General features: G+C 48.8%; 7 protein-coding genes, 2 tRNA genes and 3 rRNA genes. 3 read left to right on the plus strand and 9 right to left on the minus strand.

The window, feature by feature from the left end; all coding sequences use genetic code 11:
- Window positions 1-94 precede the first annotated feature (94 nt).
- Window positions 95-1,159 carry a L,D-transpeptidase family protein gene (locus tag METTU_RS15540; protein WP_006892740.1) on the minus strand — a complete coding sequence of 355 codons (1,065 nt, stop codon included), beginning with the start codon at window positions 1,157-1,159 and terminating at the stop codon, window positions 95-97.
- 292 nt (window positions 1,160-1,451) lie between these two features.
- On the opposite strand from METTU_RS15540, the gene METTU_RS15545 reads away from it, so the two are divergent.
- Complete coding sequence (locus METTU_RS15545; protein ID WP_006892741.1) at window positions 1,452-2,861, plus strand: amino acid permease; 1,410 nt, start codon at window positions 1,452-1,454, stop codon at window positions 2,859-2,861.
- 623 nt (window positions 2,862-3,484) lie between these two features.
- Here METTU_RS15545 and rrf read toward each other — a convergent pair.
- The 7 genes from rrf to METTU_RS24575 form a co-directional block, all read right to left on the minus strand.
- A 5S ribosomal RNA gene (gene rrf / locus METTU_RS15550) occupies window positions 3,485-3,600 on the minus strand.
- 189 nt (window positions 3,601-3,789) lie between these two features.
- Window positions 3,790-6,682 (minus strand): 23S ribosomal RNA (locus tag METTU_RS15555).
- Window positions 6,683-7,024: 342 nt separating this feature from the next.
- Window positions 7,025-7,100: transfer RNA gene (locus METTU_RS15560), tRNA-Ala, on the minus strand.
- Window positions 7,101-7,154: 54 nt separating this feature from the next.
- A tRNA-Ile gene (locus METTU_RS15565) sits at window positions 7,155-7,231 on the minus strand.
- A gap of 69 nt (window positions 7,232-7,300) precedes the next feature.
- Window positions 7,301-8,835 (minus strand): 16S ribosomal RNA (locus tag METTU_RS15570).
- Together the 16S, 23S and 5S rRNA genes with 2 tRNA genes alongside form the textbook arrangement of a ribosomal RNA operon.
- Before the next feature lie 410 nt (window positions 8,836-9,245).
- Entirely contained in the window at window positions 9,246-10,442 is a 1,197-nt protein-coding gene (gene tyrS / locus METTU_RS15575; protein WP_006892742.1) for a tyrosine--tRNA ligase, read from the minus strand.
- Between the two features lie 307 nt (window positions 10,443-10,749).
- Window positions 10,750-11,049: a hypothetical protein gene (locus METTU_RS24575; RefSeq protein ID WP_254257993.1), complete on the minus strand. Its 300-nt coding sequence runs from the start codon at window positions 11,047-11,049 to the stop codon at window positions 10,750-10,752.
- A gap of 73 nt (window positions 11,050-11,122) precedes the next feature.
- Between METTU_RS24575 and METTU_RS15580 the strand changes: the two genes are divergently transcribed.
- Window positions 11,123-12,094: a M23 family metallopeptidase gene (locus tag METTU_RS15580; RefSeq protein ID WP_254257995.1), complete on the plus strand. Its 972-nt coding sequence runs from the start codon at window positions 11,123-11,125 to the stop codon at window positions 12,092-12,094.
- A gap of 9 nt (window positions 12,095-12,103) precedes the next feature.
- Window positions 12,104-13,261, plus strand: coding sequence for an anhydro-N-acetylmuramic acid kinase (locus METTU_RS15585; RefSeq protein ID WP_006892744.1), 1,158 nt, complete (start codon window positions 12,104-12,106; stop codon window positions 13,259-13,261).
- Here the strand turns inward: METTU_RS15585 and erpA are convergent, their stop codons facing one another.
- Complete coding sequence (gene erpA, locus METTU_RS15590) at window positions 13,262-13,594, minus strand: iron-sulfur cluster insertion protein ErpA (RefSeq protein ID WP_006892745.1); 333 nt, start codon at window positions 13,592-13,594, stop codon at window positions 13,262-13,264.
- Window positions 13,595-13,596 lie beyond the last annotated feature (2 nt).

Here is a 13,596-nt window from a genome sequence, read left to right on the forward strand (position 1 = left end):
TTAAAAATATCTAGTTTAACAGGTTTACTCGCAGGGCACGTGTACCCTGCGGCTATAAAGGACTTTTTTACAATCTCCCAGACAACTCTATACCTTAGTTTCCATGATAATAACCATCCGGGGAAGCTTTGCGTGCCGGTTTCGATGCAGGCGCAGGTGTCGATACGGGGGCAGACGTCGGCATGGACGATGCCGCTTCTTCCAGTGGCGGCAAGCGTTCATAGATTGCTATAGGCTCTCCACTCTGCTCCTTAAGTACTTTATTCAAAGCTTGTTGATCGAAATCAGGCAGTTCCTGATTATTGGCTTTTTGGATTAATCCCAGCGCCACAGCGAAACGCTGATCCAAGGTTGTTTCTTCACCCTCCAGATCAGGATGCGCTTCTACATAAAGAACATTGTCCAACCAACCGACCTTGATAGGCTGTTTAACAATATAGACCGGCGTACCGACTGAAACCAGATCGTATATTTCTTCGACATCCTTAGGATACATACGAACGCAACCATGGGTGATCTGCATGCCTATCCCATTAATCTTGTCAATATCGGTACCGTGTATCCGGTATTCTCCGGGCAGGTCCAGATACAGTGCGCGCGTACCCAGAGGATTATGCGGCCCCGCAGGAACAACAACCGGCAGAGGATCGCCATTCGCCGCATGTTCACGCCTTATTGACTCGGGCGGATGCCATTCAGGATTCATGATTTTTCGCGCAACTTTAGTTTTACCCAACGGCGTCTTCCAATCCTGCCTGCCAACACCATGCGCATAAGACATGACCTGTTGAGGCGCCTGCCCCTTTTTAGTCGGCGGGTAATAATACATACGGTATTCGGATATATTTAAAGTAATTCCGTTATGGGGCGAATCCGGCAAAATACGTCTGTTGGATAAGCGAACAATCTCATCTTTTTTAACCAGCCAGCGATCGACATCGGGGTTCAGCCTGACTATTTCCGTTTGTCCCAGAAGAAAGCGGCGCGCCACATCCAATAAGGTTTCATCCTGGTCTGCGCGAGTTAAAGCCATGCCATCAGGATATTGAGTAATTACAGTATCATTACTATTTGCCGGCATTGCATAGGTCGTAGCATTTGCATGACCGCCAATGACAGACAGTAAGAGTGTAAAAGCAAGTAGTGCGCGAATGTTCATTGCGATAAGTTTCTCAGAAAACACAATATAAAAAATAACAACTCTTCAACAGCCAGCGTTGGTTACTCGTTGTAGATGCGGATTTATCCACACTTACAGGCAATCCCCAGGTAATTACTCAAGATCTGCCTACCTAAAAAAACCGCTTATATTATCATGCAAGACCAACTCACGCATAATTTTGCTGGTTTCATGCACTTGTTTTGGGGATTATCGCCATTGCCCCTATAATTCAGGCAATACAACACCTTACCTATGCCCTCTACTTTCAACTTAATAACAAGAGCTCCAGATGTCCATTGAAATTTTTCGCAGCAAACACATTACTTCCGATGATGACGCAGGCAGCGGCCTCAAGCGTTGCCTGTCTAAATGGGATCTGGCCTTTCTCGGCATAGGCGCGATTATCGGCACCGGTATCTTCGTGCTGACCGGAGTCGCCGCCGCTACCCAATCCGGGCCTGCCGTGATGCTGTCATTTGTGATCGCCGGATTCGCCTGCGCTTTCGCCGCCTTGTCTTATGCGGAATTATCCGCCTCAGTCGGCGGCTGCGGCAGCGCCTATGGCTATAGCTACGTTGCTTTCGGTGAAATATTCGCCTTTATTATCGGCTGGGATTTGCTGCTGGAATACAGCCTTGCCGTTGCAACCGTCGCCAACGGCTGGTCCGGCTATTTTAACAACGCACTGACCGGCATCGGCATACCGTTGCCGGAGATGCTGACCAAAGCGCCCAAGCTCGGCGGACTGATCAACCTGCCTGCAACCGGCATCATTTTGATACTAATGTTGCTGCTGATTATGGGCGTAAAACACAGCGCCAAAGTCAACAACGCCATGGTGTTTGTCAAGCTGCTTACCATCACCGTCTTTATCGCCATTGCCGCATTCAACGTCCACCCGGAAAACTGGCACCCTTTCATGCCGTTCGGCTGGTTCCAAACCCTGCCAGACGGCAAAACCACCGGTGTTCTGGCGGGTGCATCGCTGGTATTTTTTGCCTATGTCGGTTTCGACGCAGTGTCCACCGCAGGCGATGAAGCCAACAACCCGCAACGCGACCTACCTTTCGGCATCGTCACCTCGCTGGGCTTTTGCACCGTCATCTACATCCTGGTATCCGGCCTGCTCACCGGCGTCGTCAACTATACAGAGCTGAACGTATCCTCGCCCGTCGCTCACGCTCTGAACCTGCTCGGTTACAACTGGGCGTCTGCGCTGATCTCAACCGGCGTTATTGCAGGCCTTACCACCGTCATGCTGGTGCTGTATTACGCACTGACCCGCATCATCTTCGCGATGTCCCGTGACGGCCTACTCTCCCCCTTTTTTAGCGAAGTGAACCCCAAAACCCAAACGCCAGTACGCGTCATCGTACTGTGCGGCATCATCATGGCGATAACTGCAGGCTTCATACCGCTCGGCGATCTAGCCGAGCTGGTCAATATCGGTACCCTTGCCGCATTTGTGCTGGTGTGTTTAGGCGTATTAGTGCTGCGCATCACCAAGCCGGACATAAAACGCCCGTTCCGTTCGCCGTTCAGCCCTTTATTTCCCGTGCTGGGCATGCTGTCTTGCTCTGCGCTAATGGCATTTTTGCCCGCCTTAACCTGGTTACGCTTCGTGATCTGGCTAGTTATTGGGTTGATTGTTTATTTTTCTTATTCTGTGCAGCATAGTAAGTTGGCAAAGGCGGATTAAGCTAATTTGGCTTGATAGGGTACGCTGCGAGTGACGCTCATTCAATCGTAGCCGTAGCGTACCCTATCCACAACTGCTAAGCTGTGGGCGGAAAATAATAGATTTCATTCCTCCGTATTATGCAGCCTTCTCCATGCAACGCACTGTGGGCATCATGGGCATCCGAAACGCTGTATCATACCGCTCAACAAACCTCTCGATCTTATGTGGGGCAGCGCTGTAAGACTCACTCCAGCACCCACACCCGCCGCGATAACATTGCCGAGCTCTAGCAGATCGAATTGATTCTCTCCGCACTCCGTGTCAGTAACAGTTGCCCCCAAATTGACACACGAAACAAGGCTCACAACCAAGCCTTTCAGCACACAGCGAGAATGAAGATTCGACATGTGGAGTATGCTATTTCTCGACGCCCGTTGTTCAACCCTGCCCAATCTTCAGAAGGCAAGGAGTATCATTCAACCGGTCTTTTCCGATAACCCAATCGACCAACGGGGTAATTGGGTCATGATTCCTGCTGATTGCCACACCGCTCTAAAACTAATATCGCCGTTATACCCGGCATTGGCCTAAATTCAGGCAAAAAAAAACCCAAGCGTTTGGGCTTGGGTTTTAATTTAAGAGCTTGGCAATTCCCTACTTTCGCATGGCAAACTGCCACACTATCATCGGCGCTAAACGGTTTCACTTCCGAGTTCGGGATGGGATCGGGTGGTTCACGTTCGCTATGGTCACCAAGCAAACTGGTGTGGTCGGTTGGCTTCTTCAGCTTTTGGCTGGGGTTGCTTAATCGACCGTCTTCACTGGGCAGGTTATGCCGAGTGTTGGAAATCTGTAACTGATATTCTCTTTAGCTTGCGATAATAAGCTGTGACTAAGTTTTATGCTTAGTTCTTTCTTACAACACACCAAACTGATTGGGTGTTATATGGTCAAGCCTCACGGGCAATTAGTACACGTTAGCTTCACACATTACTGCGCTTCCACACCGTGCCTATCAACGTCGTAGTCTCCGACGGCCCTTCAGGGGACTTAGTGTCCCAGTGAGATCTCATCTTGGGAGGGGCTTCCCGCTTAGATGCTTTCAGCGGTTATCCTGTCCGAACATAGCTACCCGGCAATGCCACTGGCGTGACAACCGGAACACCAGAGGTTCGTCCACTCCGGTCCTCTCGTACTAGGAGCAGCTTCCCTCAAATCTCAAACGCCCACGGCAGATAGGGACCGAACTGTCTCACGACGTTCTGAACCCAGCTCGCGTACCACTTTAAATGGCGAACAGCCATACCCTTGGGACCTGCTTCAGCCCCAGGATGTGATGAGCCGACATCGAGGTGCCAAACACCGCCGTCGATATGAACTCTTGGGCGGTATCAGCCTGTTATCCCCGGAGTACCTTTTATCCGTTGAGCGATGGCCCTTCCATACAGAACCACCGGATCACTATGACCTACTTTCGTACCTGCTCGACTTGTCCGTCTCGCAGTCAAGCACCCTTATGCCATTGCACTCATCGCCTGATTTCCGACCAGGCTGAGGGTACCTTCGTGCTCCTCCGTTACTCTTTAGGAGGAGACCGCCCCAGTCAAACTACCCACCATACACTGTCCCCAATCCGGATAACGGACCTAGGTTAGAACTTCGAACATACCAGGGTGGTATTTCAAGGTTGGCTCCACAAGAACTGGCGTTCCTGCTTCGAAGCCTCCCACCTATCCTACACAAATAGGTTCAAGGTCCAGTGCAAAGCTATAGTAAAGGTTCACGGGGTCTTTCCGTCTAGCCGCGGGTATACGGCATCTTCACCGCAATTTCAATTTCACTGAGTCTCGGCTGGAGACAGTGTGGCCATCGTTACGCCATTCGTGCAGGTCGGAACTTACCCGACAAGGAATTTCGCTACCTTAGGACCGTTATAGTTACGGCCGCCGTTTACTGGGGCTTCGATCAAGAGCTTCTCCGAAGATAACCCCATCAATTAACCTTCCAGCACCGGGCAGGCGTCACACCCTATACTTCCTCTTTCGAGTTTGCAGAGTGCTATGTTTTTGCTAAACAGTCGCAGCCACCAATTTATTGCAACCCCTTTCAACTCCAGCAGCAAGTGCCTTCACCTACTCGGGGTGTACCTTCTCCCGAAGTTACGGTACCATTTTGCCTAGTTCCTTCAGCCGAGTTCTCTCAAGCGCCTTAGAATTCTCATCCCATCCACCTGTGTCGGTTTGGGGTACGGCCACTTGTAACCTGAAGCTTAGAGGTTTTTCTTGGAAGCATGGCATCAATCACTTCGTCGCTCCGAAGAGCAACTCGTCATCACGTCTCAGAATATAGGTTCCCGGATTTGCCTAAGAACCCTCCCTACTCGCTTAAACTGCCTATTCCAACAGACAGCTGACCTAGCCTTCTCCGTCACCCCATCGCAGTTACAACTGGTGCAGGAATATTAACCTGCTTTCCATCGACTACGCCTTTCGGCCTCGCCTTAGGTACCGACTAACCCTGCGTCGATTAGCGTTGCGCAGGAAACCTTGGATTTTCGGCGTGGGGGTTTTTCACCCCCATTATCGTTACTCATGTCAGCATTCGCACTTCTGATACCTCCAGCAAACTTCTCAGTTCACCTTCGCAGGCGTACAGAACGCTCCTCTACCGCCACACTAAAAGTGTGACCCGTAGCTTCGGTACTATGCTTAGCCCCGGTAAATCTTCCGCGCAGGCCGACTCGACCAGTGAGCTATTACGCTTTCTTTAAAGGATGGCTGCTTCTAAGCCAACCTCCTGGCTGTCTGTGCCTTCCCACATCGTTTCCCACTGAGCATAGATTTTGGGACCTTAGCTGACGGTCTGGGCTGTTTCCCTTTCCACGACGGACCTTATCACCCGCCGTGTGTCTCCCGTGCTCAAACTTGTTGGTATTCGGAGTTTGCATCGGGTTGGTAAGTCGAGATGACCCCCTAGCCGAAACAGTGCTCTACCCCCAACAGTTATACACGAGGCGCTACCTAAATAGCTTTCGAGGAGAACCAGCTATCTCCGAGCTTGATTAGCCTTTCACTCCGATCCACAGCTCATCCCCGCATTTTTCAACATACGTGGGTTCGGCCCTCCAGTAAGTATTACCCCACCTTCAGCCTGGCCATGGATAGATCGCCCGGTTTCGGGTCTAATCCCAGCGACTAAACGCCCTATTAAGACTCGCTTTCGCTACGCCTCCCCTATTCGGTTAAGCTTGCCACTGAGATTAAGTCGCTGACCCATTATACAAAAGGTACGCAGTCACGGAACAAGTCCGCTCCTACTGCTTGTACGCATACGGTTTCAGGATCTATTTCACTCCCCTCTCCGGGGTTCTTTTCGCCTTTCCCTCACGGTACTGGTTCACTATCGGTCAGTAAGGAGTATTTAGCCTTGGAGGATGGTCCCCCCATGTTCAGTCAAAGTTTCACGTGCTCCGACCTACTCGATTTCACTGCACAGCGTTTTCGTGTACGGGGCTATCACCCTGTATCGCCAGACTTTCCAGACTGTTCCACTAACAACTGTACAACTTAAGGGCTAATCCCCGTTCGCTCGCCGCTACTAAGGGAATCTCGGTTGATTTCTTTTCCTCTGGGTACTTAGATGTTTCAGTTCCCCAGGTTCGCTCAATACAGCTATGTATTCACTGTACTGTGACCCGCTGATGCGGGCCGGGTTTCCCCATTCGGAAATTCTCGGATCAAAGTTAGTTTGCAAACTCCCCGAGACTTATCGCATGCTACAACGTCCTTCATCGCCTCTCACTGCCTAGGCATCCACCGTATGCGCTTATTCACTTGACCATATAACCCCAATAAGTCTGCTTTTTCGCTATTGGTTACAATAGTTAATAAAGAGCTGTTTTGTGTTATATCGATCAGCTTTCTTAATCGCTTTTTTCTGCTTTTGAGAACTCATTCTTGTTTACCTTGACGTTGAGTGTTAGGCTAGACCCGCTTACGCCGGTTTCGCTTGACCTTCTCGGTGTCGGTTCACTTGAACTCGTTTAGTAAGCTCATGGTTTTATTCCATGAAGTTACTTTGTTACAGATTTCCAAATTGTTAAAGAGCTATTAATGCATGTAATGCACCAATTCTATAAGGTCTCTGACGATTCTTCGTTCAGAATCGAGACGTTATAGAATTGGTGGAGCTAAGCGGGATCGAACCGCTGACCCCCTGCGTGCAAGGCAGGTGCTCTCCCAGCTGAGCTATAGCCCCAGTGTTTCTTGCTTAAGTCCCCTAGGCCACATCACGTTTACCATCACGGCAAGGTGGTGGGCCTGGGTGGACTCGAACCACCGACCTCACCCTTATCAGGGGTGCGCTCTAACCAACTGAGCTACAGGCCCTAGGCTCATACTGCGTTTGATCAAAATAATTTGTTGTGGGCACTCATGACAGCGTTTAGCTGCAATTTGTAAGGAGGTGATCCAGCCCCAGGTTCCCCTAGGGCTACCTTGTTACGACTTCACCCCAGTCATGAATCACAAAGTGGTGAGCGCCCTCCCGAAGGTTAGACTACCCACTTCTTTTGCAACCCACTCCCATGGTGTGACGGGCGGTGTGTACAAGGCCCGGGAACGTATTCACCGCGACATTCTGATTCGCGATTACTAGCGATTCCGACTTCATGGAGTCGAGTTGCAGACTCCAATCCGGACTAGGACCGGCTTTCTGGGATTTGCTTACTTTCGCAAGTTCGCAGCCCTCTGTACCGGCCATTGTAGCACGTGTGTAGCCCTACCCATAAGGGCCATGATGACTTGACGTCGTCCCCACCTTCCTCCGGTTTATCACCGGCAGTCTCCCTAGAGTTCCCGGCATTACCCGCTGGCAACTAAGGATAAGGGTTGCGCTCGTTACGGGACTTAACCCAACATCTCACGACACGAGCTGACGACAGCCATGCAGCACCTGTCTCAGAGCTCCCGAAGGCACTCTACTATCTCTAACAGATTCTCTGGATGTCAAGGGTAGGTAAGGTTCTTCGCGTTGCATCGAATTAAACCACATGCTCCACCGCTTGTGCGGGCCCCCGTCAATTCATTTGAGTTTTAACCTTGCGGCCGTACTCCCCAGGCGGTCGACTTAATGCGTTAGCTGCGCCACTAATCCTGTAAATAGGACCAACGGCTAGTCGACATCGTTTACGGCGTGGACTACCAGGGTATCTAATCCTGTTTGCTACCCACGCTTTCGTACCTCAGCGTCAGTTCTAGTCCAGGGAGTCGCCTTCGCCACTGGTGTTCCTTCAGATATCTACGCATTTCACCGCTACACCTGAAATTCCACTCCCCTCTACTAAACTCTAGTCCGCCAGTTTCAAATGCAGTTCCCAGGTTGAGCCCAGGGCTTTCACATCTGACTTAACGAACCGCCTACGCACGCTTTACGCCCAGTAATTCCGATTAACGCTCGCACCCTCCGTATTACCGCGGCTGCTGGCACGGAGTTAGCCGGTGCTTCTTCTAAAGGTAATGTCAAGCTACCGGGTATTGACCGGTAGGTTTTCCTCCCAATTGAAAGTGCTTTACAACCCTAAGGCCTTCTTCACACACGCGGTATTGCTGGATCAGGCTTTCGCCCATTGTCCAATATTCCCCACTGCTGCCTCCCGTAGGAGTCTGGGCCGTGTCTCAGTCCCAGTGTGGCTGATCGTCCTCTCAGACCAGCTATAGATCGTCGCCTTGGTAGGCCTTTACCCTACCAACTAGCTAATCTAACGCAGGCTCATCTCATAGCGCGAGGTCCGAAGATCCCCCGCTTTCCCCCGTAGGGCGTATGCGGTATTAGCGTGAGTTTCCCCACGTTGTCCCCCACTATGAGGCAGATTCCTACGCGTTACTCACCCGTCCGCCACTCGTCAGCGCCCGAAGGCCTGTTACCGTTCGACTTGCATGTGTTAAGCATACCGCCAGCGTTCAATCTGAGCCATGATCAAACTCTTCAGTTTATATCATTTTGCCACTCAATAAGATGAGTAGCCAATCTTGGCTCGACTACAGAATTAAACGTATAAATTACTTTTTACGTGTAGTTCTTGTGTCGACTATTTATTACAAGCATAAATCGTTCATCACAAGCACCCACACAAATTATTTTGATCAGGTTTTTAAAGAGCGTGGAGTTAAACCCCGGTTGAGCTGGACAATTATACAGATCCAATTCAGTTTGTCAACACCCTGTTAACTTTATTTTTCATTCCGAACCACCGAAGCCATTTACCGAACCCCGATGAAGCCGACCATTATAACCTACTCAGTCCGCTTGTCAACATCCTTGCCAACTTTATTTCTTGTTGCCGTCTCTGCCAAGGCGCCTGCCCTGAAAGAACTGCGCATTCTACAGCCTTTTCAGCCTGCGTCAAGAAGTTATTTTTACCCGCGCAAACTTTCTTTTTCCTACTTGATAAACATGATTGGTGCCCGCCGAAATTTCCAGTTTTTGATCAGAAACTTTCTCTCCGTCAATTTTCACCGCTCCTTGCTTTATCATACGATTAGCCTCGGATGTGCTCTCCGTTAATCCGGTATCTTTTAATATATTCGCTATACCGTAACTTGTACCCTCAATCTTTAACTCCAGCTCATCCATTTCATCAGGCATCGCACCACGCTGGAATCTGGCTTCAAAGTTTTCCAGCGCCTTGACGGCAGCGGCTGCATCATGAAATCTTTCTATAATTTCCTGAGCCAACTTTACTTTATAGTCCCTTGGATTTGCACCTTGCTTGCACTCCTCCGCCCATAACCCTATTTCAGTCATGGGACGAAAACTCAGCAATTCAAAATAACGCCACATCAACTCATCTGAAATAGACATTAGTTTGCCGAACATATCATCGGCAGAGTCAGCTATGCCCACATAATTATTCAGCGACTTGGACATTTTTTGTACGCCATCCAATCCTTCCAAAATCGGCATCGTCATGACGACTTGGGGCTTTTGTCCAAAAGCCTCCTGCAACTGCCGCCCAACCAGCAAGTTAAACTTTTGATCCGTACCGCCCAATTCTACATCCGCCTTCATCGCCACTGAATCATACCCTTGAATTAAAGGGTACAAGAATTCATGAATCGCAATGGGCTGCCCACCTTTAAAGCGCTTACTAAAATCATCCCTCTCCAACATTCTGGCCACGGTATGCTTTGCAGCCAATTGAATCAAATCGGCCGGCGACATCGCATTCATCCAGCTTGAATTAAACATCACCAACGTTTTAGCCGGATCCAGGATTTTAAATATTTGCTCCTCATAGGTTCTTGCATTGTCAATAACCTCGTCTCGAGTCAACGGCTTACGCGTAACATTTTTCCCTGTTGGATCACCAATCATCCCGGTAAAATCACCAATCAGAAACAAGACCTCGTGTCCCAATTCTTGAAATTGCTTCAATTTATTAATCAACACCGTATGCCCCAAATGCAAATCAGGGGCGGTCGGGTCAAAACCCGCCTTAATTCGAAGGGGCCGTCCCTCTTCCAATTTTTTAATTAACTCTTGCTTGATTAAAACCTCATCAGTCCCTCTAAGAAGGTGTGCCAATACGTCCTCTTGCAATTTCTTTCTCCAAATATCTATAAATAATCCATTATAGAATTAATAATCAGCTCGGCTGAATAAAAACTTTTATATAACCTAATTAATTGGCAAAAACCTTTAAAACCACTTAAAATGAAGCCATAAAATCATTAAACGCCCTCCGATTTATATAATTTTCAATTACTTAGCATAGCCTAGTGAAAAATAGAATCTATACATCCGTGCTCTTTGGAATTAGCGTAGCCTTTTCGATAACCGGCCACACACAAACAAAACCCACGCACGCACCAGCCAAAACCATTTATGCCGCCCCCCTTCACTCAAATCACACCAAACCGGATAATAAGAAAAACTCTGCATCAACTCTTAACGCCAAGCCAAGCACCAAAAAAGCACCTGTTACATCAAAGTCCGCCAACAAAAAAGACACTATTGCTACGACCAAGCTAACAACGCAAAAAAAATCTGCTACACCGCCTAAATCCACGATAAAAAAGCAACCCACCGTTTCCGCCAAGTTAAAAAACAACAAACAATCTATTATTTCTCCCAAATCGAGCCACAAAACTAACGCTGTTGCTTCTTTTGATCCATCCGCCAGAAAACATACCGTTATTTCTTCCAAGTCGATCGAATCCGTATCCGTCAAACCTCTCAACTATAAGAAACTGCAAAAACACACTCCCGCCAATCCGGACTTGGATAATGCAGAGTCGGATCAAATCATCCACACAAATAATGACAAACAACTCCATCGAACCATACTCGAGCATCCGCAAATCACAAAAATCAACACGGCTCATGTATCTATAGAAACCTCCTTATTTCTGGATGGACTCGAAGCCGACTTATCAAAAGAGCTGATCCTGCAACTTACCGATATTTTTGCATGGGACATCGATTTTGCCACCAATCTACGTCCTGGCGATCAATTCACGATTGTTTATGGAAAGAAAATAGTTGATGGCAAAGAAACCGACAGCGACGAAATCATTGCCGCTGAGTTTATTAACCAAGGATCCGCACACACCGCGGTCAGATACATCAATGAATTCGGCATTGCCAGTTATTACACCCCCGACGGACAGTCCATGCAAAGGGCTTTTTTAACGACGCCTGTTGACTTTGCAAAGATCAGCTCCCCTTTTGACATGCACCGTAAGCACCCCATACTTAACAGAATTCGCGCTCACAAAGGCATTGATTATGCCGCAAGAATCGGCACACCCGTAAAAACAACAGGGGACGGAATCGTCACCTTCAGCGGCAACAAAGGCGCTTATGGACAAGTGGTCATTGTTCAACATAATGACCACTACGAAACACTTTATGCGCACATGTCCGATTTTAAAAAAGGCTTAGCAGTCGGCAATCATGTTAAACAGGGCGATGTTATCGGCTTTGTGGGCCAAACCGGTCTGGCCACCGGCCCCCACCTACATTATGAGTTTCATGTGGACGGGCTTTATCGCGACCCCGAGACGGTTAAAATACCGCATTCAATGCCTATAAGCAGCGTATTACTGGCCGACTTCAATGCTCAAACCCAGCCGTTCTTTACTCAACTTGTTCAGGCCAAAGCCAAAAGTTTATTTGCAAAAACCCCTTCGGCAATTGCTCCCGGCATTGCCCTACCTCCTGCGTCTATGCAGTCGTCTCGTTACGATTAACCAAAACCGATGCCTGAACTTTATATTGGACTCATGTCCGGAACCAGCCTGGATGGCATTGACGCCGCTCTTGTGGATTTTAAAAACCATAAAGCCCGTCTTGTCGAATTTGAATATCTGCCTTTTCCCGACGATGTTCAAAGTACAATCCAGCACCTTAGCAAGCCTGACACGCTAATTTCGCTCAAAGAATACGGCACAATGGATGCCCGACTCGGCCACTTATTCGCAAAGGCCGTTAATGCCTTGCTTGCTAAAGCCGACATTCCCGCCTCATCGATCAATGCCATCGGCAGCCATGGACAAACCATTTACCATGCGCCTGACATCCGATTTCCTTTTTCCCTGCAAATCGGCGATCCCAATATAATTGCCGAACTTACCGGCATTACCACCGTGGCCGATTTCAGACGCCGGGATATTGCAGCCAAAGGCCAAGGCGCACCGCTGGTTCCGGCTTTTCATCAAGCCGTTTTCCACCACCCAAATGAACATCGCTGCATCGTAAATATCGGCGGCATAGCCAATATTACCGTCTTGCCTAAACAGCAGTCGGCAGAAGTCATCGGCTTTGATACCGGCCCCGGCAACACCTTAATGGATCTATGGATCAAGCTGCACCGGAACCAATCGTATGACAAAAGCGGCGCTTGGGCCAAAACCGGCAATATCGATCATGGTTTGGTAGCGCTATTAAAACAAGATGCTTATTTCAACGCCGCCCCGCCAAAAAGCACCGGCAAAGAATATTTTTCACTTCCCTGGATTTATCAGTATTTCGACGCATTCAGTTACAAAGCCGAAGACATACAAGCCAGCCTGTGTTTTTTGACGGCGATAACGATTTGCGATGCGATCAAAAAGCACGCACCAGCTACTGAGCGCATATTGATTTGCGGCGGCGGCATTCACAATGAATATTTACTGGAACTCATCCAACAAAACATTGAATGCCCTGTTGAATCAACAGAGCGGTACGGCCTTCATCCAGACCATGTTGAAGCCGTTGCTTTCGCGTGGCTGGCCAGACAAACCATGAACAATCTGCCGGGCAATCTTAAAGAAGTAACAGGGGCGATTGAGTCTGTCATTCTTGGGGGAATTTATCAGGGAAACAAAAAGGGCGACACCCTGTCGCCCAACGAGGGGGGAGAAACTATAAAATAACTACGCGGAAAAAGAAGACCCGCAACCGCAGGTAGTGGTCGCGTTAGGGTTACGGATAACGAACTGAGCGCCTGACAAATCTTCTTTATAATCGATTTCAGCGCCGGTTAAATATTGAATACTCATCGAGTCAATCAATACCGTGACACCGCCGTTTTCAACGCAGGTATCATCTTCATTGACTTCTTCATCAAAAGTAAAGCCATATTGAAACCCTGAACACCCCCCTCCTGAAACATAAACTCTCAGCTTCAGATTATCATTACCTTCCTCGGCTATTAATTCACCCACCTTGGAGGCGGCGCTGTCAGTAAAAACTATCGGATTAGACATAC

The sequence above is a fragment of the Methylobacter tundripaludum SV96 genome (assembly GCF_000190755.2).
Lineage (GTDB): Bacteria > Pseudomonadota > Gammaproteobacteria > Methylococcales > Methylomonadaceae > Methylobacter_A > Methylobacter_A tundripaludum.